Genomic DNA, 20,433 nt, shown 5'->3' with positions numbered 1-20,433 from the left:
TTTATGCACATCAAGTAATGATGGCACAAGAGCAATAAATGATGTTTTATACATCATTCCTAGGCGCGGTCCTCAACGCGAGCGGTATCCGCACGCCGACGGAGTTGCGCTGATGCGCGTTCAGTCGGAGATTTTTCGATAGACCGCCGCGGCGTGGCGCAGCAGCCGGCTCTTGCGCTTTCGTTCGTGCACGCGCTGGTGCTTGGCCTTGCGCTCGTGGGCGCGTTGCGCGGGTGCATCGACGCTCTCGAGCAGCCCGCGACGCACCTCGTCATCGTTCAATTCGCCGAGCAATTGCTGTCCCTTGCGCAGATGCTTCAGGATGATCCGCCATGACGCGTATTCGTCGGGGGGCAAACCGCCCTCCGAGAACTCGATCGCGTAACGCAGCCGCTTGCTGGCGAGACGGACGCGGTGGCGCTTGTTCTTGCCCATGCCTTGCAGCCCGCGACTCTTCTGGCACAGCTTGCCATGCCACCGCGCCAGCCGCCGCGCGTGAAACACCGCGACCGGCACGGCTCGCCGCTGCGCGGCGCGAGGGTCCTGCCGCGTGGTCCAGGGGCCGCTGCCGACCCAGTCCCACATGCCGTCGAACCATCGCCAGTATCGATCGCTTTGCAACGCCTCCTTGAGCGCCTCGAACGCGTCGGTTCGCGCCGTCTGGAGCATGCCTTCTTCAGGCAGGCCCTTGCTGTTCTCGATCGCGACGTCGAGGTCGCGCGTGGCGCCGAGATGGGCGCTCAGCCATCTCAACTCGGATTTCAGTCGCGTCCATTCGGTGTCCGCCACCATCGGCCCATAGAAGGCGATCGCCGCCTTCAGCCGCGTCAGCGCGATACGGGTCTGGTGCAGCGCGGCGGAATCGCCGGAACTTATGGCCTCGTGATTGGTGGCGACTTCCTCGAGGCATTCGGACAGGATCAGGCGAAACGCGGTCTCACAGCGCATGGCTTCGCTTAGATGGCGCGGCCGCTTTGGGCGGACAACACGCTCCTTGGCCGGACTTGCCGCTAACGTCATGACACTCTCGTGACCCCGCCGGTGCCGCAACGCAACCGGGCGGCTTTCGGGTGGGAAGATTTCCCGTTTGATCGATGTCGATCAAGGATTTTCTGCTGGGCCGCAGTGCGACGATCCAGCAACAGGATCAAAATGTCGCAATCAACCCGTCGGCGGGAGCTCATTCCAGTCGATATGCAGGCCGGGCTTTTGAGGGAACACCATGGTTTCGAGCACGCCGCAAAACCAGCCAGCGGACTTCGCTGCAGCACCAGATATTTCGTGCACGAAGTATCTTGATATTTCGCGTACGAAATATATAACGGACGGCATGAAAGCGGAACACCGGCTGATCTTTCTTCTGACCGTGGCCTATCGCCGGTTGCAACGCGCCATCGAGCAGGAGACGGCCACGCACGATCTGACGTCGGCCCAGGCCGGCGTGCTGTTCTTTCTCGGGCGCAATGACGGCGCGCTGATCGGCGACGTCTCGCAGGCGCTCGACATCGTGCCGTCGGCGATGAGCGGGCTCGCCGACCGGATGGAACGTGCAGGCCTCGTGAAGCGCCGCCGCGATGGCGAGGACGGCCGCAGCCAGCGGCTCCATCTGACCGCGGCGGGGCAGGAGTTCGGCAAACGCGCCGCGACGCGGACCAGGGCGATCAACAACCGTCTGATGGACGGGTTCTCGGACGCGGAGATCGACGTGGTGTCGCGCTGGCTGACCAGCCTGCAAGACAAGTTTCCGAAAGGCAAGGACAGCTAGAGCGTCTTCAAGCGAAGTGGCTACCGGTTCGCGTGAAGAAGACGCGTCAAGCAGGAAGCGAGCAACAGGAGTGAAGCATGAGTGAAGTGGTCGTAGCGCTGGACGGCGGTGTCCTCACCGTGACGATGGCGCGCCCGGACAAGAAGAATGCGATCACCAACGCGATGTATGGCGCGATGGCCGATGCGCTCGAGCGCGCGGAGGGCGATTCCGCGATCCGCGCCGTGCTGCTGCAGGGCGACGGCGACAGCTTTACCGCCGGCAACGATCTCGCCGACTTCGCGGCGGTGTCGCGCGGCGTGCAGGGCGAGCGCCACGTGACGCGCTTCCTCGCCGGACTTGCCAAGGCGACGCGGCCGCTGGTTGCCGCCGTGCAGGGCAATGCGGTCGGCATCGGCACCACTATGCTGCTGCATTGCGACCTCGTCTACCTCGCGCCGACTGCGCGGCTGATCACGCCGTTCGTCAATCTGGCGCTGGTGCCGGAGGCGGCCTCGACCTATCTGCTGCCGCAGCGCATCGGCTATGCGCGGGCCTATGCGATGTTCGCGCTCGGCGAACCGGTCGAGGCGGAGACGGCGGTCTCGATCGGCCTCGCCAACGCGGTTGTGCCGCTCGCGGACCTGCGCGCCAAGGCACGCGCGGCGGCGGACGCGCTGGCGAAGCGGCCGTTCGGCTCGCTCCAGCACACCAAGGCGCTGATGCGCGACCCCGCCAGGATCAGCGCGCAAATGGCGCGCGAGGGCGAGATCTTCCAGGAGCGACTGATGAGTGCGGAAGCACGCGAGGCCTTTGCCGCCTTTGCCGAGCGTCGCCAGCCCGATTTCTCCAAGATTACCGGTTAGGTCCGGAGCGTGGGCCGCCACGCGTGGGCGGCGCTATTGCTTTGGGGTTGACGGCCTCGCCGGCTTCGAACATCTCCTGTCGGGGCATAGCGCAACCCGGCGAGGCGAGGCATGAGCGACAGTCACACGCTGCGCGGCGAAGGAATCGCCGCGACCATTTCGGCGCAGGGCGCCGAATTGTCGTCGCTCAGAAATGCCGACGGGACCGAACTGTTGTGGCAGGCCGGCCCGCAATGGCCGCGCCATGCCCCCATCCTGTTCCCGATCGTCGGCCGCTTGAAGAACGATACGCTGCGCCACAACGGCAAGACCTATCCGATGACGCAGCACGGCTTCGCGCGGGATCGCCGCTTTGCCTGGGTGGAGCAGGGGCCCCGATCCTGCAAGCTTGCGCTCACCGACGATACGGAGACGCGTGCGCGCTATCCCTTCGCGTTCAGTCTCGAGGTCACCTATACCGTTGATGGCGCCGATCTCGATGTCGCCTTCGACATCGTCAACACCGGCGCCGAGACGCTGTCGGCCTCTCTCGGCGGTCATCCTGCCTTCAACTGGCCGCTGCTTCCGGGATTGGCAAAGGAGGCGTACGCGTTGACCTTCGCGAAGGATGAGCCGGCGCCGATCCGCCGGCTGACGGAGGGACTGATGCGGCCGCAAGCCGAGCCGAGTCCGATCAAGGGCAGCGTGCTGGCGTTGTCGGAGCAGTTGTTCGACGACGACGCCATGATCCTCGATCAGGTCGCGAGCGCATCGGTCCGCTTTGCTGCTGCGCAGGGGCCTGCGATCGAGGTGTCGTGGCGCGGCTTTCGCGAACTTGGCATCTGGTCGAAGGTCGGCGGCGCGCCGTTCCTCTGCATCGAGCCGTGGCACGGTTTCGCCAGCCCGGTCGCATACGATGACGAACTCGCCGGCAAGCCCGGCTTGATGCACATCGCGCCGGGCGCGCGGCAGTCACTGGGCTATCGCATCCGCGTGAGCTGACGAAAGAACAGGTCAATGGGTGCGGGGGCTGAGTGCACTGGTGATCGCGCCGACCGATGGCGGGTTCTCGTTCGCCCAGGCCTCATGCGCGGCCAGGTCGCGGTAATGTTCGGCCATGCGGAGCAGCCGCTCGCGGATGCCGGCATCTTCCTCGCCTTTGGCCTGATCGGTCAATTGCGCGGCGCGTTCGAGAAGCGTTTTCGGATCGATCACGACAGGCTCCAAATCCGGTTTTCGCCAAGCGGACAACCCTTACAGGCAAGCACAGTTCCTGCCTTGGTTTGATGACAGCGCATTCAGAGCTGGAACACGCCGAGTCCCGCCATCACATCGCGCTTGGTGCGCTCGGTGATCTCCCGGGCTTTCGAGGTTCCGCGCCTGATCACGTCAGCGACATGGTCGCGATTGCCTGCCAGCTCGGCGCGCCGGGCCCGGATCGGCGCGATCAGGGCTTGCAGGATGTCCTCCAGCCGCCGCTTGACCGCTGCGTCGCCGAGACCGCCGCGCCGATAGCGCGCCTTCAATTCCTCGACGGCATGGTGATCGTCGTCGAACGCGTCGAGATAGCTGAAGACGACATTGCCCTCGATCTTGCCGGGGTCGCCGACACGCAGATGGTCGGGATCGGTGAACATCGCGCGCACCGCGGCCGTGATGTCACCGGGCGAGGCCGAGAGCGCAATCGCATTGCCGGCGGATTTGCTCATCTTCGCGCGCCCGTCGACGCCCGGCAGCCGTCCCGCGCGCGGTATGACGGCCACCGCCTCCTGCAGGAGCGCACGGCCGGCGAGCGCGTTGACGCGCCTGATGATCTCGTTGGTCTGCTCGATCAGGGGAGCCTGGTCCTCGCCGACCGGCACGACGGTGGCCCGAAACGCGGTGATGTCGGCGGCCTGCGCCACCGGGTAGCACAGGAAGCCCGCCGGGATGTCGCGTCCGAATCCGCGGGCGCGGATCTCGTCCTTGATGGTGGGATTGCGCTCCAGCCGCGCGACGGTGACGAGGTTGAGATAGAGCATCGACAATTCCGCGAGCGCCGGAAGCTGCGACTGCAGGCAGATCGAGGTCCGTTCGGGATCGATTCCGACGGCGAGATAATCCAGTGCGACCTCGATGACGTTGCCGCGGACCTTGCCGATGTCGTGCGCGTTGTCGGTCAGCGCCTGCATGTCGGCGAGCAGCAGGTATTGCTCATGGCTGTCCTGAAACGCGAGACGGCTTCTGAGCGAGCCGACGTAATGGCCGAGATGCAGCGGCCCGGTGGTGCGGTCGCCGGTGAGGATGATCGGTTTGGTCACGGCTTATCTCCATTCGTTTGAATGGGGACACCGCATGCGGGCTGGATGAGGTGAAAGAAAAAGGCCGCCCAATGCGGCGGCCCCCGAAATGCATGAACGCGTTCGGCCCGCCTGTCAGTCGGCGAGCCACCAGAGATTGGCGATCAGGATCGAGCGGTTCATGGCGTGAGGCGTAAGGCAATCGAACGAGCCGGTCAAGACGGCATAGCCAGTTATTCTTCCACCCGGTTATGCTCGAGTAATCGCTCCCCTGTGCTCCTCCGAGAACACGTGCGCGTAAAGGTTGGCGATCCATTGCTTACCTTCCTGCGTGACCCGCAGATATCGAAGTGCGTCGCCGATATAGGGGCAGACGGCCTTCCAGAAGAAAGCAGGGTACGCTGCACGTAGATCATCGGGGGTCTGATATCCGAGTTTCTCGCTTGCGCCAGTCTCCCGAAATTCGGCAAACAAGGCTGACGTCTTCCGCAAATAGTCAATGTCGGCCAATTGGCCGATCAAATCCGCGGCACGAAGCAGGCCGGGATAATCCGCCGTACTGGTATGTTCTTCTTCCCCCGGTACCGGAAAGCGCGTGTGCTCGATGTTCGCCTCGATTTCCTTTGTGTCGATGGAGGTCAGGCTCACCTTGCCGAAACGCTCGCGGACAAAGAGCTTGGATCGTGTCACATGATAGGGGGTCAAGGATGCGTCCGTGGCTCCAGCAGATATCCGGACGCGATCACCGTTTTCGTTACAAACATAAAGTCCGTCCCGGTCGCCTCGACATACCCCGCGTACATAGCCGATGTCGTGGCATAAGAGCGAAATCATGAAATGGAGCCAGTCGCGCGGCCTGACGCCGCCTTCGCTCGTATGCTTCCCGAGTAAAATGTTCTGTCCGACCAACGTCACCATGATGGTGTGGTTCATGTCGTGGTAGGCCGCATCGCTATTGGCAATATTCTCCAACGCGAGGCGCCCAACGAAACCGATGATGTCCGGATAGGCGGGCTCGAGGATTCCGTAGATTTGGCCGTATGTACCCTTAAGCTGATCGACAAACGCTTGGATGACAATTTGAGTTGGGTTGAACATGATCGCCTCCAATGCGCGGATGCTATGCCGGTTTGGGTATTTCGTCACCGGGTTGTTGGTCCCGCGAATTGGGCCGGAGCCTGGTAGCCCGGAGGCCTGTCGAGCCCTGGTTTTGAGGGCTACCGGGATGAGGCAAGGCTGAACCACCGCTGATGGCCCATCGCGATCAATGCACCCGACCGCCAAACGGTCCGCTGTGAGGTGCATACCGGATCTTGCCGAGACCGGGCCAAACGGTCGCGATTGGACCCGAAGTGGGCAGTGGGGCCAGTAACGAGGGTGGACCAAAGCGCGCATGTATCCGCCCATGGCTCCCAACTTCCGTCAATTTTTGATCGCCATGTCAGATGTGGAAATTCTTGTCGAAGCGTGGCGATAGGAGTCACGCGATCAATGCTTTCATTCCAGGTGATTTGCAGGACGAGTAATGAAGAACGCAACACTGCTTGCCCTTGGTTTATTGACGGCGGGAGTTTGGTCACAAGACAGCGCGAGATGTCAGACCTCGCTTTCCCCTCCGCTTTCGCTTGCGCCGCCGCCGTCGGACGAGGGATCGGCATCGCCGGCTGCAACCAACCGCGTCTGGCCGCCGACGGCGACCGCTAAGAGTTCGGTACTGCCCCGAGCCGCCAAGGAGTCTTTGCCACGCTCCACTGCCCCACGATCTGCCACTGTCGAACACACGCCGGTAGAGTCAGGCAGCGCTTCGCCAGCACAAGTGATCGACAGGTCGCCGCCGTCGGCTGGACCGGTCCCCGATTACGATGGTTTTAGCGTCGGCATCGACGACGACACGTCAAGCCGGACGACGCGACCCGTCAGGTCACACCGGGCAAAGCAGCCCAAGCTCGATCAAGAAGCGGATCGTGTCTCTCGGCAGCAATCGGTCGATCCCGGGGACGATGACAAACTAAAGGGCAAGCTTACGATTTGCCGCGGTTGCAAGTAGCAGGCACCACTCCGGGCGGACATTTGAATTGGCCCGTCATCTTGCGGGACTCTTGCCATGCAAGAGTCCGGAAATGGCCCATCGCGACATGTTCCGATGCTGCACAAATGACCGCTACAAGGACAACGCGGACGTAAGCTTCATCGCATGACGCCACTGTGTTTATGGTACGTGCCCTAGTTGAACGCCATGCCGCCGCTCATCGCGATGGTCTGTCCGGTCATGTAGGGATTGTTGACCAGCAGCATCACGGCTTGCGCGACCTCCTCGGCGGTGCCGAAACGGCCGACCGGGATGCGGCTGACCAGCTCGCTCTGTCCCCTCATCATATCGGTCTCGATCAGCGACGGCGCCACGGCGTTGACGGTGATGCCTTCCTTGACAAGGCGTGCGGCATAGCCGCGGGTCATCCCCTCCATCGCCGCCTTGGATGCGTTGTAGTGCGGCCCGATCGAGCCGGCGCCGCGCGCCGCGCCGGAGGAGATGTTGACGATGCGGCCCCATTTCCGGGTGCGCATCATCGGCAGCACCGCTTGCGTGCAGAGAAACGCCGATTTGAGATTGACCGTGATGGTGCGGTCGAAATCCTCCTCGGTGAGGTCGTCGACACCCCTGACGATCGCGATCCCGGCATTGTTGACGAGGATGTCGACCGGGCCGAGCTCGGATTTGGCGCGCTGGACCAGCGCGGTGACGGCGGCAGCTTCCGAGACGTCGGCGGCGATCGCGACGGCGCGGCCGCCGGCGGCAATGATGCCCTTCGCTAGCGTCTCCGCCTCGGCCGAGCGCTCGCGATAATTGATGGCGACGGCTGCGCCGGCATCCGCCAGCATCTTGACGATCGCCGCGCCGATGCCGCGCGATCCGCCGGTCACCAGCGCCACATGTCCGTGCAGACTGCTTGTTGTCATCAGGGTCACCCTGTTCGACGTACCCTCGCAGGCTCGCAAACGGGAAGGCGCGGCGCAATGCAACTCTGCTCAAATCTGCGTTGGAGGCCGCCGCGCGGCGAAAAACCGGCTTCCGGGGCCGGAATCGGCCTTGCGTCCGGCCCGGGCCGGCGGCAATGGTTGGGACATCACTTCTTAGCCCACCCACGAGAGATCGATGAGCAAACTGATTGTCCGCGCCGGCGAGTTCACCTTTGACGCCCGTTTCGAGGAGCAGCTGGCGCCGAAGACGGTCGCCGCGTTCCGCAAGGCGATGCCGTTCGAGAGCCAGGCGATCCACGTGCGCTGGAGCGGCGAGGGCGTCTGGATGCCGCTCGGCGATCTCGACTTCGGCGTGTCCTACGAGAACCACACCAGCTATCCGGCGCCGGGCCAGATCATCCTCTATCCGGGCGGCATCAGCGAGACCGAGATCCTGCTCGCCTATGGCGGCGTGCACTTCGCCAGCAAGATGGGCCAGCTCGCCGGCAATCACTTCATCACGCTGACCTCGGGGCTGGAGAACCTCACCGCGTTCGGCAAGACCGTGTTGTGGAAGGGCGCGCAGAACATCCGCTTCGAGGAAATCTGATGTGACCGAGGCCCGCTATCCGCGCGATCTCCGCGGCTACGGCCGCAATCCGCCCGATCCGAAATGGCCCGACGCGGCGCGCATCGCCGTGCAATTCGTGGTCAATTTCGAGGAGGGCGGGGAGAACAACATCCTGCACGGTGATCGCGCCTCGGAAGCGTTTCTGTCCGACGTGCTCGGCGCGCAGCCCTGGGTCGGCCGGCGGCACGCCAATATCGAGACGATGTTCGAATATGGCGCGCGCGCCGGCTTCTGGCGGCTGTGGCGGATATTCACCGAGCGGAAGCTGCCGGCCACGGTGTTCGGCGTCGCGATGGCGCTGAAGCGCAATCCGGACGTCGTCGCCGCGATGCAGGAGGCGGGCTGGGACATCGCGAGCCACAGCCTGCGCTGGGTCGAGCACAAGGACATGTCGGAGGACGAGGAGCGCGAGGAGATCGCCCGCGCCATTGCCGTGCACGCCGAGGCGACCGGCGCGCGGCCGCTCGGCTGGTACACCGGCCGCTCCTCGATCAACACGCTGCGGCTTCTAATGGAGGCGGGCGGCCTGCGCTATCTCTGCGATTCCTATGCCGACGATCTGCCGTACTGGATCAAGGCAGCCGGCACCGAGCCGCATCTCGTGATCCCCTATACGCTCGATGCCAACGACATGCGCTTCATCAACGCGCAGGGCTTCGGCGGCGGCGAGGAGTTCTACACCTACCTGAAGGACAGTTTCGACGTGCTCTATGCCGAGGGCGCAACCTCACCGAAGATGATGTCGATCGGTCTGCATTGCCGCGTCGTCGGGCGTCCCGGCCGCGCCGCCGCGCTGATGCGCTTTCTCGACTACATCCAGAAGCACGAGCACGTCTGGGCGCCGACCCGGCTTCAGATCGCCGAGCATTGGCACGCCAATATGAAGCATCTCGCCGCGGAAGCGTTTGAGATCGGCTAGCGGTGCCACTCCAGCCGAATTGACGCAACATCCTGCGCATTCGAATTGCATCGGGTGAATTGCTGCGTTGCACAGACGTCAGAAGCGATCCCGGATTCCACGCGTTAGCAGCCTGCAATGCGGGAGCAGGCGGGTTTCATGCAAGACGTCCAGGAGATCGTAACCGGATTGGAACACACATTTCGCTGGGTTCCGGATTGGGTGGTCGGCCTCGTCCTGATCACGGCTGCGATCGCCGTTGCGCTCGTCGTTCACTCCATCGCGCAACGCATCGTCCTTCGCATGGTGGGACCAAAGAATTCCGTCGCGCCGATGCTGCTTGACCGGACAGCCGGTCCGTCACGGCTGGCGCTGTGTCTTGCCGCCCTCGCGCTGGTGTTGCCATTGGCGCCGCTCAACGATCTGCTGCGGCTGACACTCAGCCATTTCTTCGGCGTCGCCGTCATCGCGCTGATCGGCTGGATCTCGATCCGCGCCGTCGACATGGCGTCGGCTAGATATCTCGATAAATTTCGCCTCGACGTTGCCGAGAATTTCCTGGCACGTAAGCACGTCACCCAGGTGCGCGTCTTCAAGCGGGTCACCGACACGCTGATCGTCATCATCGCGGTCTCCACCGCGCTGATGACGTTCGACTCGGTCAGGCAATACGGCGTCAGCCTGTTCGCCTCCGCCGGCGCCGCCGGCCTGATCGTCGGTCTTGCCGCAAGGCCGTTGCTGAGCAATCTGATCGCCGGCGTGCAGATCGCCGTGACCCAGCCGATCCGGATCGAGGACGCGGTCATCATCGAAAACGAATGGGGCTGGGTCGAGGATATCGCCTCAACCTATGTCGTGATCCGGCTGTGGGACTGGCGGCGCATGGTGGTACCGCTGTCCTATTTCATCGAGCGCCCGTTCCAGAACTGGACGCGCGACGCGCAATCCCTGATCGGTGCGATTGCGCTGCATGTTGATTATAGCGCCGACGTGCCGGCGATCCGCAAAAGGCTGGAGCAGGCGGCGAAGGAGTCGCGGCTCTGGGACGGCGCGGTGGTCAATCTGCAGGTGATCGACACCCACCCGCGCACCATCGAGCTGCGCGCGCTGATCAGTGCACGGAATGCACCGCAATCCTGGGACCTGCGTTGCGAGATCCGCGAGAAGCTGCTGGCGTTCATCCGTGACGAGATGCCAGACGCGCTGCCGCGCGATCGGGCGATCCTGGCGCCCGCGGTCGATGATTTCGGCCGGGCGTTCCTGCGCGGCGCGCCGGCACGGCAGCGCGCGGCGGCGCCGGCGCGCAACTGATCCGTGATTTGCTCTAGTGGCCGGCCATGCGCCGGCCGATCTCGGTGAGGTCGGCCTCGCTGGCGCGGGCCTCATGCACGAACGCGCCGTGGAACATCACGACCAGCCGGTCCGACAGCTCCAGCAGCTCGTCGAGGTCCTCACTGACCAAGAGCACCGCCGCGCCTCGGTTGCGGGCGGCCATGATCTCGGCGTGGATTTGCGCCACCGCCGCGAAGTCGAGCCCGAAGCAGGGATTGGCGGCGATCAGCACCTCGACGTCGCCCGAAAGCTCGCGCGCCAGCACCGCGCGCTGCACATTGCCGCCCGACAGCGCCGCGATCGGCGTCTCCGGCGTGCGGGTCTTGATCTTGTAGCGGTTGATCTTGCGCTCGGCGTCGTTGCGGAAGGCGGCACGGTTCAGCCACCAGCCGCCGCGCGCGAACGGGGCGCGATCGAACTCGCGGAATGCGATGTTGTCGGCGACGCTCATGCCGCCGACGCAGGCGTTCTTCAGCGGCTCTTCCGGCAACAGCGACATCCTGTAACGCCGCATCTCCGCGCGGCTCGCCGCATAGGTCTCGCCCTGGACGCGGATCACGCCGCTCTCGGCCTCGCGCTGGCCGGCCAGGACCTCCACGAGCTGGCGCTGGCCGTTGCCGGAGACGCCGGCAATGCCGACGATCTCGCCGCTTTTCACGGTCAGCGATACGCCGTGCACGGCAATCGCGCCGGCATCGTCAAGCGCGGTGAGCTTGTCGAGCTCGAGCCGGGCCGCTCCGGTCTCGCCGGTGCGCGGCGGTTGTACCGTCAGCTGTTCGGCGCCGATCATGGTGCGGGCCATCTCGTCCGGCGTCAGCTCGGCGACCCGGCCGCTGCCGGCAAGCTTGCCGCGACGCAGGATGGTCACCTCGTCGGCAAAGGCCATCACCTCGCGGAACTTGTGCGTGATCATCAGGATGGTGAGCTCGCCCGCGACCACCATCGCGCGCAGCATGCCGAGCACCTCGTCGGCTTCGCCCGGCGTCAGCACCGAGGTCGGCTCGTCCAGGATCAGGAAGCGGCGCTTCAGGTACAGCTGCTTGAGGATCTCGCATTTCTGCCGTTCGCCGGCGGAGATGTCGGAGACCTTTGCATCGAGCGGCACCTTGAACGGCATCCGCGCCAGGAAGGCCTCCAGCTCCTTCTTCTCCTTGCGCCAGTCGACCACGGCAGGCACGTCGTCGCGCGCCAGCACCAAATTCTCGGCGACCGTCATCGCCGGCACTAGTGTAAAGTGCTGGTAGACCATGCCGAGCCCGAGCGCATGCGCGTCCTTCGGATTGGCAATGGCCTGCTGGCGGCCGCCGACGAGGATGTCGCCTTCGGTGGCGTGGTAATAGCCCATGATGCATTTGACGAGCGTGCTCTTGCCCGCGCCATTCTCACCGAGCAGGGCGTGGAACGAGCCGGGACGCACCTTGAGCTCGACATTGTCGAGCGCTGTAAAATCGCCGAACCGCATCGTCATGGCGATGGCGTCGACGCCGAACGCGCCTGATGGTGCGGGCGGCTCGCCGATGATCACGACAGCGCCCCGATCAGGTCGGCGGATTTGGTCACCGCGCCGAACACGCCGCCCTGCATCTTGATCATCTTCAGCGCGTGGTCGTGATTGCCCTTGTCGGTCGCGCCGCAACAGTCCTCGACCAGCACGCATTCGAAGCCGCGATCGTTGGCCTCGCGCATCGTGGTGTGAACGCAGACATCGGTGGTGATGCCGGTCAGCACGATGTTCTCGATGCCGCGCAGCCGCAGCATCAGTTCGAGGTCGGTGGCGCAGAACGAGCCTTTTCCGGGCTTGTCGATAACAGGTTCGCCCGGCAGCGGCGCGAGGTCGGGAATGATCTCCCAGCCGGGTTCGCCGCGCACCAGGATGCGGCCGCAGGGGCCGGGGTCGCCGATGCCGGCGCCGATCTGGCGCGAGCGCCAGCGCTTGTTGGCGGGCAGGTCGGCAAGGTCGGGGCGGTGCCCCTCCCGCGTATGGATGATGTGAAAGCCCTGCGCGCGCATCACCGCGAGCAGCTTCCTGATCGGCTCGATCGGCGCCCGGGTCAGCGAGAGGTCGTAGCCCATCTTGTCGACATAGCCGCCGACGCCGCAGAAATCGGTCTGCATGTCGATGATGATGAGCGCGGTATTCTGCGGCCGCAGATCGCCATTGTAGGGCCAGGCGTAGGGCTCGGACTTGATGAAGCGCTCGGGCATGAAATGATCTTTCGAGATGCTATCGGGTGATGGACAATTCGGCGGGCGCGCCGGTCAGCGTGCGCTTCGGCGAGCAGGTGATGATCATGATCGCGAGCGTCAGGATGTAGGGCGCGGCGTTGAACAAATGATAGCCGGAGGTGATGCCGACCGATTGCAGCGCGGGCCCGAGTGCGGCCGCGCCGCCGAAGGCGAGCGAGGCCCACAGGCACAGCATCGGGTCCCAGCGCGCGAAGATCACCAGCGCCACCGCCGTGATGCCCTGTCCCGAGGAAAGGCCCTCGTTCCAGCTGCCGGGATAGAACAGCGACAGGAACGAGCCGCCGATGCCGGCGAGGAAACCGCCGACCATGGTGGCGCGCAACCGGATCAAGAGCACCGAATGGCCCATCGCGCGCGCCGCATCGGCGCTCTCGCCGGCGGTGCGGATCAAGAGGCCCCAGCGCGTGGTCCTGAAGGCCCAATAGAGCAGCGGCGCGATCGCGACGCCGATCAGGAACAGCACGTTGATGCGCAGCGCCGCGCGGACCTGCGGGATGTCGCTCCACCAGCCGAAATCGATCGCCGGCAGCCGGGCTGCCGTCGGCTCGATCAGCGGCTTGCCGAGGAAGAACGCGAGCCCCGTGCCGAGCAGCATGAGCGCGATGCCGACCGCGATGTCGTTGACGCGCGGCAGCGAGCAGATGCCGGCATGCAGCGCGCCGAACAACGCGCCGGTGATGCCGGCCGCGAGCACCCCGAGCCACGGCGAGCCCGACAGATAGGAGATGCCGTAGGCGCTCATCGCGCCCATCACCAGCGTGCCCTCGAGGCCGAGATTGATGCGGCCACTTCGCTCGGTGATGCACTCGCCGAGGCTGACGAACAGGAACGGCGTCGAGACGCGGATGGCGCCGCCGAACACGGCGAGCGGGACGGTCCAGAGGCCGAGCGATGCGTCCGCCATGTCAGGACTTTCCCTTCAGGAAGCCGATGCGCCCGTAGAGCGCGTCGCTGGCCAGCACGAACACGAAGATGATGCCTTGCAGCACCAGCACGGAGGCGTCGGGCAGGCCGAGCCGGCGTTGCAACAGGCCGCCGGAGGCCGAGATGCCGCCGAGCAGGATCGCCACCGGAATGATCGCCAGCGGATTCTGCCGCGCCAGGAACGCAACCAGGATGCCGGTGAAGCCGTAGCCCGCCGCGAGGTTGGCGTTGGTGCGGCCCTGCACGGCCGCGACCTCGATCATGCCGGCCAGCCCGGCACAGCTGCCGGCGAGGAAGCACACGGTCAGGATCAGTTTGCCGACACTGAGGCCGACGATCTTGGCGGCGCGGATGTTGCCTCCGGCGACGCGCGCGGCGAAGCCGAAGGTGGTGTGATAGATCAGGATGTAGGCGGCGATGGCGGCGACGAGGCCGAACACCAGGCCCCAATGCACGTCGGTGCCGGGAATGGTGCCGATCATGTTGGCGGCGCCGATCTCGCGCGTCGACGGCTTGTTGAGGCTCGCCGGATCGCGCATCGGCCCCTCGACCAGATGGTTGAGGATGGCAAGCGCGATATAGACCAGCAGCAGGCTCGAGATCGTCTCGTTGACCCCGCGATATTGCCGCAGGCCGCCCGACAGCGTGATCCAGAGGCCGCCGCCGATCATGCCCGCGATCACCATGGCGATCTGCACCACGATCGGCGCCGCGCCCTGCAGCGCCAGCGCCGCCGCGGTCGCCGACAGTGCGCCGATCAGAAGGGCGCCTTCGCCACCGATGATCACCATGCCGAGCTGTGCCGGCAGCGCCGTGCACAGCGCGGTCAGGATCAGCGGCGCGGCGCGGGTCAGCGTGTTCTGCCAGGAGAAGGCGGTGCCGAACGCGCCGTAATACATGTAGAAATACAGATCGAGCGGGTTCTTGCCGTAGAGCGCGACAAAGCTGCCGAACACCGCGAGCGCGCCGACCAGCGCCGCGGCCGGGATCAGGATGTATTCGATGCTCGCGCCGTGGCGCTGGAGGAATCCGGGATCGGCGGCCGGAGCGATGCCGGCCGCCTCCACCGATTCCGCCGTTTCCGTCGTCACGCGGTGGCTCCGATCACGCCCTCGACGAGATAGTCCATCTTCTCGAGCTCGGGATCCTGCTGGCCGCGATCGGTGCCGGACGCGATCACCGTCTTGCCCTTGTTGTCGACGAGCGGGCCTTTGAAGATCGTAAACTCGCCGGCCATGAACTTGGCCTTGACGTCGTCGGCGTGCTTGCGCGCCTCGGCGGACACCATCTCGCCATAGGGCGACACCTTGACGATCTCTTCCTTGAGGCCGCCGCGATAGAAGTTCGGGATCGCTTCGCCGGCGGTGATCATCTTGACGAATTTCGGGTAGAGCGCCTCCCAATTCCACTCGGCGCCGGTGAGATAGGCCTTCGGCGCCAGCGGCGACTGGTTGACGTGATAGCCGCATACGAGAGCGCCGCGGCGCGCGGCGTTCTCGACCATCGTCTTTGGTCCGTCGACATGGCAGGTCAGCACGTCGACGCCCTGGTCGATCAGGCTGTTGGTAGCCTCGGCTTCCTTGACCGGCATCGACCAGTCGCCGGTGAAGATCACCTGGGTGGTCGCCTTCGGATTGGCGAGCCGGGCGCCGAGCGTGAACGCGTTGATGTTGCGCAGCACCTGCGGGATCGGCTTGGCGGCGACGAAGCCGAGCTTGCCGCTCTTGGTCGAATAGCCGGCCACGATGCCGGAGATGTATTGCGCCTCGTCGATATAGCCGAAATAGCTGCCGGCGTTCTTCGGGTCCTTGTCGGACCACAGGCCGCCGCAGTGCTCGAAGCGCAGTTTTGGAAACTTGCCCGCCATCTTGAGGACGTGCGGGTTGTAGTAGCCGAACGAGGTCGGGAACATGAGCGTGGCGCCGTCGAGATTGATCATGGACTCGATGGTCTTCTCGACTGCATCGGTCTCCGGCACCTTTTCTTCCTCGACCACCTTGATGCCGGGAAGCTTCTTCACCGCCGCGGCTCCTTGCGCGTGCGCCTGGTTGTAGCCGTAGTCGTCGCGCGACCCGACATAGATGAAGCCGATCGTGGTTTCCGCTGCCGCCGCGCCCCGAATGCCGAGCGTGCTGCCGAGCGCCAGTGCGGCGCTGCCCTGCAATAAATGCCTTCTTGAAATCCTGCCAAAATCCATCGCTCGCTCCCTCCGGCGGGTCCGGCCCGCCTGTCCCTGTCGCAGCCGCCTGACGGCGGAGCTTGGGGGAAGTGTCGCAAGCTTCATGCCAGAGCATGTTTGGCGATCAGTCTTCCGTAAATGATTGAATGTACGTGAGAATGGTGATCGGTCCCGGAACGCTCGGAAGCCGATTGAGATCGATTTGCCTATTTTGTGAGCGATCGATCGCTGTTGTATGCAATGCCGTTAAGCAGTCGATAACCGCCGGACAGCCGGTGCGAGCCCGGTCGAGACCTGCGCACAACGCGCCATTTGCCGGCTGGTGAATCGGATCGGGCCTGCTACGAGTGAAGCGGGCTCCGCCGGACGCGTTGGACTGATGGGAAACAGCATGAGCGAGACAAAACCGTCCTCGAAATCGTCTTCCCTTGGCGAAGAGATCGTGGCGCGGATCGATCAGCTCGCGACGATCTCCGAGACGCCTGAGCATCTGGCGCGAATCTTCCTCACCGAGGAGCACCGCAAGGCGGCCGATCTCATCCTGTCCTGGATGCTCGAGGCCGGCATGAGCGCGCATCTCGACGCCATCGGCAATGTCTGCGGCCGCTATGAAGGCGAGCGGCCGGGCCTGCCGGCGCTGATGCTCGGCTCGCATTACGACACCGTGCGCGACGCCGGCAGATGGGACGGCCCGCTCGGCGTCATCACTGCGATCGCCTGCGTCGCCGATCTGAACCGGCGCGGCAAGCGGCTGCCGTTCGCGATCGAGATCGTCGGCTTTGCTGATGAGGAGGGCGTGCGCTTCGCCTCGACCCTGCTCGGCAGCCGCGCGGTGGCCGGCACGTTCGACGAGAGCGTGGTCAACACGCGCGATCGCGCCGGCATCTCGATGCGCGATGCGCTGGTCGCCTTCGGGCTCGATCCCGATCATATCGGCAAGGCGGCGCGCGCCCGCCGCGAACTGCTCGGCTATGTCGAGCTGCACATCGAGCAGGGTCCCGTGCTGGAAGAGAAGGCGCTGCCGGTCGGCGTCGTCAGCGCGATTTCGGGCGCGACCCGGCTTGCCGCCAGTCTCACCGGCGTCGCCGGCCATGCCGGCACGGTGCCGATGAAGCTGCGGCGCGATGCGCTGGCGGGTGCTGCCGAATGCATCGTTACGATCGAGCAGTTTTGCAGGTCCGACGAACAAGGCCTCGTCGGCACCGTCGGCTATGTCAACGCGATGCCGGGCGCCACCAATGTGATCCCGGGCAAGGTGTCCTTCACCATGGATATCCGCTCGCAGAACGACATGCATCGCAAGCGCGCCGTCGCCGACATCGTGCGGCAGATCGAGGCGATCGCAAAACGCCGCGACCTCGCCTTGCAGATCGACGTCACCCACGAGAACCGCAGCGTGCCCTGCGCGCCGTGGCTCAAGGCGCAGATCGCCGAGGCCGTCGCGGCCGAGGGCTATGCCGCGTTCGAGCTGCCGAGCGGGGCGGGGCATGACGGGATGGCGATGGTGGATGTCGCCGATATCGGCATGATCTTTCTGCGCTGCCGCGGCGGGATCAGCCACAATCCGGCCGAGCATGTCGAACTCGCCGATGCCGACATCGGCGCGCGGGTGCTGCTGCGCGTCGTCGAGAATTTTCGTCCGCACGTTGCAGTGAATAGCTAAAATTGCGCGCTTCGCAGGCCTGCGCCGAGGGGCGCTTGCTGCCCACGTTGCGTCAGCACGCCGCAGGCACTGGTCAGGGGCCGCTGCCGGCCCGACCCATGCCTGATCCGGACAGATCAGACCACCGTTTCCGGCTCAGCTGGCCTATTTGCGGGCCGGGCGTGAAGCGCTAGACTTGGTGCAACGGGGGGTAGTGGACATGAGGTCGTCCGTCGTCCAGGACGTTCAGTTCCCAAAACAACCGGCGCTGCAGCTGATCTATGACACTGCACCGATCGGGCTCGCCTATCTCTCACCGGATTGCCGTTACCTTCAGATCAACCAGCGGCTCACCGAGATCTGCGGCATTTCGGTCGAAGGTCACCTCGGACGCACGGTGCATGATTGCGTGCCCGCGCTGGCTTCGGCCGTCGAGGGTATCGTTCGCTCGATCATGGAGACCGGAGAGCCCGTCACCGACGTGGAGGTTTACGGCCAGCGCCCCGGCCACAATGACGAGCGATGCTGGATCACGCATTGGCATCCGCAGCGCGAACCGAACGGCAGCATCGTCGGCGTCAACGTTGCGGCCGAAGAGATCACCGATCGCAAGCGCAGCGAACGCGAGATCCGCGCCGCGCGCGATGCAGCCGAGAAGGCCTTGCACCATCTGCAGGAGACCCAGGCGTCGCTGATCGAGGCGGAAAAGCTCGCGGCGCTGGGCCGGCTGGTGGCCGGCGTCGCGCACGAGATCAACAGTCCGGTCGGCACCAGTCTCACCGTCGCCTCGGTGCTGGAGCAGAAATGCGCCGACTTCGCTGCCGAGGCTGCGCGCGGCAAGCTGAAGCGATCCAGCCTGAGCGATTTCATCGAGGTCGTCGAAAGCGCCTCGTCGCTGCTTGTCGGCAACCTCAAGCGCGCGGCAGACCTGGTGCAATCGTTCAAGCAGGTGGCCGTCGATCGCAGCTATTTCGACCGGAGCCAGTTCGATCTCGGCGCGGCGACCGAGCAGGTTCTCTCGAGCCTGCGTCCGGCCTTGCCGAAGAACAACCTGGCGCTCGAGGTCGATTGCCCGCCCGGTCTTGCCATGAACAGCTATCCCGGCCCCTACGGCCAGGTGCTGACCAACCTGTTCGTCAATTCGGTGGCGCATGCGTTCCCGGATGGCAAGGGCGGCATCATCGCGATCCGGCTCCGCGCCTCAGGCGCGGACCAGGTCGAGATCCTGTTCGCCGACAACGGTTGCGGGATGGATCACGACGTGCTGCGGCAGGCCTTCGATCCATTCTTCACCACGCGCCGCGACATCGGCCGCATCGGGCTTGGTCTGCACATCGTTCATAACATCGTCACGAACCGGCTCGGCGGAGAGCTCAATCTCGAAAGTGCGCCGGGTATGGGGACACGCATGCGCATCACGCTGCCACGCGTGGCGCCGCGGCGCGTGACCGATGGTTGATGGCTACAGGGGGCGACGAGAAGGAAATGCTCCCCGGCTTTCGGACCGGAAAACGTCCTTCCAAGTAACCGCCGCAAAAGGCATTCCACTACCCTTGCTTCTGCCCCCGTCGTCGCGACATTCTCAGGGTATTCCTGATGGTTACGACGATGAGCCAATCCGCATTCGATCCCTTCGGCGAGCCGGTCCCCGCGGTCGATCCTTCGATCGCGAGCGAGGGCGTGTCGAAATGGCTGAAGACCGCAGGCACCAGCGTGTTCTGGGTGCTGGTGGTCGGCATCGTGCTGGCACGGGCCGTCTATTTCGAGCCCGGCGTGTTCAGCTTCGAGCATGCCGTTGCCTGGGCGCAGGGTCTGTTCGCCGCGCTCTAGCCGCAGGTCCGCGCGGCGCCGTCCTGGCCCTTTGCGCCTCCCGAATGATCCCCTCGAACGCGACCGCCGCTGGCACCTCGAGCCGGCCGGGCGATTTCAGTTGCCAGAGCGTGCGCTCGATATGGATGCCCTTGATCGGGATCACCTTCAGCTTTCCGAGCTTCACTTGATCGTCGATCGTTGCGATCGACACGATGGCGACGCCGACGCCTGATGCCACCGCCTGCTTGATCGCCTCGGTGCTGCCGATCTCGAGCGTCCGCTGCGGCTCGACGTGGTGGGCGGACAGCGCCTGCGCGACCACCTCGCGCGTGCCTGAGCCGGGTTCCCGCACGATCAGGATCTCGTCGTTCAGCGACCGGATGTCGATCGGCCCCTGGACCGCTGCGAAGCGATGATCCGGACCCGCAATCAGCGCCATCACGTCGGTACGCCAGGCTTCGCTGACCAAATTCTCGTCCTCGACCGGTCCCTCGACCAGCGCGATCTCGATCTCGTGTCCCAGCATCAGCGCGGCGATGTCGCTGGTGTTGGCGCTGACGACATGCAGATCGATGCCGGGAAAGGCGCGGTGGAACACGCCGAGATATTCCGGGATCATGTAGGTCGCGATCGTGGTGCTGGCGCCGATCCGCAGCGAACCGCTGTCGAGATTGCGCAGCGCCTGCAATTCGTCCTCGGCGGCGCGTTCGGCCGCGAACAGCGTCTCGGCATGCCGCGCCAGCGCCGCGCCCTCCCGGGTCGGCCGCACCCCCTTCGGCGTGCGGTCGAGCAGCCGGCAGCCGACCTGCAGCTCGAAATCCCGCACGCCCTTGGAGATCGCCGGCTGGCTGATGTGCAGGAGGTCGGCGGCGCGGGAGAAACTTCCGGTCCTCGCCACGGCCGCGAACAGGCGGAGCAGATGCAGGTTGAGGGACATAACTT

The 20,433-nt window shown here is 64.9% G+C and carries 20 protein-coding genes; 9 read left to right on the top strand and 11 right to left on the bottom strand.

The features are described 5' to 3' along the window. Window positions 1-120: 120 nt before the first annotated feature. Window positions 121-948 (bottom strand): CHAD domain-containing protein, encoded by an 828-nt coding sequence (locus ACVWZM_RS06670; RefSeq protein ID WP_057015245.1) that lies wholly within the window; start codon window positions 946-948, stop codon window positions 121-123. Window positions 949-1,330: 382 nt separating this feature from the next. On the opposite strand from ACVWZM_RS06670, the gene ACVWZM_RS06665 reads away from it, so the two are divergent. From ACVWZM_RS06665 to ACVWZM_RS06655, 3 genes are all read left to right on the top strand, one after another. Beyond that, window positions 1,331-1,765, top strand: a complete 435-nt coding sequence (locus ACVWZM_RS06665; RefSeq protein WP_057015246.1) for a MarR family winged helix-turn-helix transcriptional regulator — start codon at window positions 1,331-1,333, stop codon at window positions 1,763-1,765. Between the two features lie 77 nt (window positions 1,766-1,842). Beyond that, window positions 1,843-2,610: an enoyl-CoA hydratase-related protein gene (locus ACVWZM_RS06660; RefSeq protein ID WP_076824424.1), complete on the top strand. Its 768-nt coding sequence runs from the start codon at window positions 1,843-1,845 to the stop codon at window positions 2,608-2,610. 111 nt (window positions 2,611-2,721) lie between these two features. Continuing rightward, entirely contained in the window at window positions 2,722-3,591 is an 870-nt protein-coding gene (locus ACVWZM_RS06655) for an aldose 1-epimerase family protein (protein WP_456852254.1), read from the top strand. Window positions 3,592-3,603: 12 nt separating this feature from the next. Here ACVWZM_RS06655 and ACVWZM_RS06650 read toward each other — a convergent pair whose 3' ends face one another. The 4 genes from ACVWZM_RS06650 to ACVWZM_RS06635 all read right to left on the bottom strand — a co-directional run bounded on the left by ACVWZM_RS06650 (window position 3,604) and on the right by ACVWZM_RS06635 (window position 7,826). Next, entirely contained in the window at window positions 3,604-3,804 is a 201-nt protein-coding gene (locus ACVWZM_RS06650) for a hypothetical protein (RefSeq protein WP_057015248.1), read from the bottom strand. Window positions 3,805-3,887: 83 nt separating this feature from the next. Continuing rightward, window positions 3,888-4,889, bottom strand: coding sequence for a tryptophan--tRNA ligase (gene trpS / locus ACVWZM_RS06645; RefSeq protein WP_456852252.1), 1,002 nt, complete (start codon window positions 4,887-4,889; stop codon window positions 3,888-3,890). Window positions 4,890-5,117: 228 nt separating this feature from the next. After that, window positions 5,118-5,966 carry an Npun_R2479 family HD domain-containing metalloprotein gene (locus tag ACVWZM_RS06640; protein ID WP_076824479.1) on the bottom strand — a complete coding sequence of 283 codons (849 nt, stop codon included), beginning with the start codon at window positions 5,964-5,966 and terminating at the stop codon, window positions 5,118-5,120. A gap of 1,125 nt (window positions 5,967-7,091) precedes the next feature. Further along, window positions 7,092-7,826, bottom strand: a complete 735-nt coding sequence (locus ACVWZM_RS06635; protein WP_253587517.1) for an SDR family NAD(P)-dependent oxidoreductase — start codon at window positions 7,824-7,826, stop codon at window positions 7,092-7,094. A 196-nt stretch (window positions 7,827-8,022) separates the two neighbouring features. On the opposite strand from ACVWZM_RS06635, the gene ACVWZM_RS06630 reads away from it, so the two are divergent. The 3 genes from ACVWZM_RS06630 to ACVWZM_RS06620 all read left to right on the top strand — a co-directional run bounded on the left by ACVWZM_RS06630 (window position 8,023) and on the right by ACVWZM_RS06620 (window position 10,666). Next, a complete protein-coding gene (locus ACVWZM_RS06630) occupies window positions 8,023-8,436 on the top strand; it encodes a DUF3830 family protein (RefSeq protein WP_016843084.1) in 414 nt (137 codons plus the stop codon). Window position 8,437: 1 nt separating this feature from the next. After that, on the top strand, window positions 8,438-9,376 hold the full coding sequence (gene puuE / locus ACVWZM_RS06625) for an allantoinase PuuE (RefSeq protein ID WP_057015251.1): 939 nt from the start codon (window positions 8,438-8,440) through the stop codon (window positions 9,374-9,376). A gap of 138 nt (window positions 9,377-9,514) precedes the next feature. After that, on the top strand, window positions 9,515-10,666 hold the full coding sequence (locus ACVWZM_RS06620; protein ID WP_456852250.1) for a mechanosensitive ion channel family protein: 1,152 nt from the start codon (window positions 9,515-9,517) through the stop codon (window positions 10,664-10,666). A 13-nt stretch (window positions 10,667-10,679) separates the two neighbouring features. On the opposite strand, the gene ACVWZM_RS06615 is transcribed toward ACVWZM_RS06620, so the two are convergent. The 5 genes from ACVWZM_RS06615 to ACVWZM_RS06595 are packed head-to-tail and all read right to left on the bottom strand — an operon-like array spanning window position 10,680 to window position 16,055. Further along, entirely contained in the window at window positions 10,680-12,212 is a 1,533-nt protein-coding gene (locus tag ACVWZM_RS06615; RefSeq protein WP_456852248.1) for an ABC transporter ATP-binding protein, read from the bottom strand. After that, complete coding sequence (biuH, locus tag ACVWZM_RS06610) at window positions 12,209-12,892, bottom strand: biuret amidohydrolase (RefSeq protein WP_057015253.1); 684 nt, start codon at window positions 12,890-12,892, stop codon at window positions 12,209-12,211. Before biuH ends, ACVWZM_RS06615 begins: the two co-directional genes overlap by 4 nt. Window positions 12,893-12,911: 19 nt before the next feature. Next, window positions 12,912-13,838 carry an ABC transporter permease gene (locus ACVWZM_RS06605; protein WP_018270387.1) on the bottom strand — a complete coding sequence of 309 codons (927 nt, stop codon included), beginning with the start codon at window positions 13,836-13,838 and terminating at the stop codon, window positions 12,912-12,914. Between the two features lies 1 nt (window position 13,839). Then, window positions 13,840-14,949, bottom strand: a complete 1,110-nt coding sequence (locus ACVWZM_RS06600; protein WP_456852246.1) for an ABC transporter permease — start codon at window positions 14,947-14,949, stop codon at window positions 13,840-13,842. Beyond that, window positions 14,946-16,055 (bottom strand): BMP family ABC transporter substrate-binding protein, encoded by a 1,110-nt coding sequence (locus tag ACVWZM_RS06595; RefSeq protein ID WP_057015255.1) that lies wholly within the window; start codon window positions 16,053-16,055, stop codon window positions 14,946-14,948. Before ACVWZM_RS06595 ends, ACVWZM_RS06600 begins: the two co-directional genes overlap by 4 nt. Window positions 16,056-16,428: 373 nt before the next feature. Here ACVWZM_RS06595 and ACVWZM_RS06590 point away from each other — a divergent pair, with 373 nt between their 5' ends. The 3 genes from ACVWZM_RS06590 to ACVWZM_RS06580 all read left to right on the top strand — a co-directional run bounded on the left by ACVWZM_RS06590 (window position 16,429) and on the right by ACVWZM_RS06580 (window position 19,509). Next, window positions 16,429-17,700: an allantoate amidohydrolase gene (locus ACVWZM_RS06590; RefSeq protein ID WP_456852244.1), complete on the top strand. Its 1,272-nt coding sequence runs from the start codon at window positions 16,429-16,431 to the stop codon at window positions 17,698-17,700. 199 nt (window positions 17,701-17,899) lie between these two features. After that, window positions 17,900-19,138 (top strand): ATP-binding protein, encoded by a 1,239-nt coding sequence (locus ACVWZM_RS06585; protein WP_057015257.1) that lies wholly within the window; start codon window positions 17,900-17,902, stop codon window positions 19,136-19,138. A 149-nt stretch (window positions 19,139-19,287) separates the two neighbouring features. Continuing rightward, window positions 19,288-19,509 (top strand): hypothetical protein, encoded by a 222-nt coding sequence (locus tag ACVWZM_RS06580; RefSeq protein ID WP_038377517.1) that lies wholly within the window; start codon window positions 19,288-19,290, stop codon window positions 19,507-19,509. Here ACVWZM_RS06580 and ACVWZM_RS06575 read toward each other — a convergent pair. Beyond that, on the bottom strand, window positions 19,457-20,428 hold the full coding sequence (locus tag ACVWZM_RS06575; RefSeq protein ID WP_456852242.1) for a LysR substrate-binding domain-containing protein: 972 nt from the start codon (window positions 20,426-20,428) through the stop codon (window positions 19,457-19,459). The genes ACVWZM_RS06580 and ACVWZM_RS06575 overlap by 53 nt on opposite strands. Between the last annotated feature and the right edge of the window lie 5 nt (window positions 20,429-20,433).

This window comes from Bradyrhizobium sp. USDA 4501 (assembly GCF_054062115.1).
The sequence above is the reverse complement of the archived record's forward strand: the minus strand, read 5'-3'. Positions and strand labels throughout refer to the sequence as shown.

Coding starts and splice junctions, on each gene's coding strand:
- ACVWZM_RS06670 (WP_057015245.1), bottom strand. CDS start 948: ATGCGCTGTGAGACCGCGTTTCGCCTGATCCTGTCCGAATGCCTCGAG.
- ACVWZM_RS06665 (WP_057015246.1), top strand. CDS start 1,331: ATGAAAGCGGAACACCGGCTGATCTTTCTTCTGACCGTGGCCTATCGC.
- ACVWZM_RS06660 (WP_076824424.1), top strand. CDS start 1,843: ATGAGTGAAGTGGTCGTAGCGCTGGACGGCGGTGTCCTCACCGTGACG.
- ACVWZM_RS06655 (WP_456852254.1), top strand. CDS start 2,722: ATGAGCGACAGTCACACGCTGCGCGGCGAAGGAATCGCCGCGACCATT.
- ACVWZM_RS06640 (WP_076824479.1), bottom strand. CDS start 5,966: ATGTTCAACCCAACTCAAATTGTCATCCAAGCGTTTGTCGATCAGCTT.
- ACVWZM_RS06635 (WP_253587517.1), bottom strand. CDS start 7,826: ATGACAACAAGCAGTCTGCACGGACATGTGGCGCTGGTGACCGGCGGA.
- ACVWZM_RS06630 (WP_016843084.1), top strand. CDS start 8,023: ATGAGCAAACTGATTGTCCGCGCCGGCGAGTTCACCTTTGACGCCCGT.
- ACVWZM_RS06620 (WP_456852250.1), top strand. CDS start 9,515: ATGCAAGACGTCCAGGAGATCGTAACCGGATTGGAACACACATTTCGC.
- biuH (WP_057015253.1), bottom strand. CDS start 12,892: ATGCCCGAGCGCTTCATCAAGTCCGAGCCCTACGCCTGGCCCTACAAT.
- ACVWZM_RS06605 (WP_018270387.1), bottom strand. CDS start 13,838: ATGGCGGACGCATCGCTCGGCCTCTGGACCGTCCCGCTCGCCGTGTTC.
- ACVWZM_RS06595 (WP_057015255.1), bottom strand. CDS start 16,055: ATGGATTTTGGCAGGATTTCAAGAAGGCATTTATTGCAGGGCAGCGCC.
- ACVWZM_RS06590 (WP_456852244.1), top strand. CDS start 16,429: ATGAGCGAGACAAAACCGTCCTCGAAATCGTCTTCCCTTGGCGAAGAG.
- ACVWZM_RS06585 (WP_057015257.1), top strand. CDS start 17,900: ATGAGGTCGTCCGTCGTCCAGGACGTTCAGTTCCCAAAACAACCGGCG.
- ACVWZM_RS06580 (WP_038377517.1), top strand. CDS start 19,288: ATGAGCCAATCCGCATTCGATCCCTTCGGCGAGCCGGTCCCCGCGGTC.
- ACVWZM_RS06575 (WP_456852242.1), bottom strand. CDS start 20,428: ATGTCCCTCAACCTGCATCTGCTCCGCCTGTTCGCGGCCGTGGCGAGG.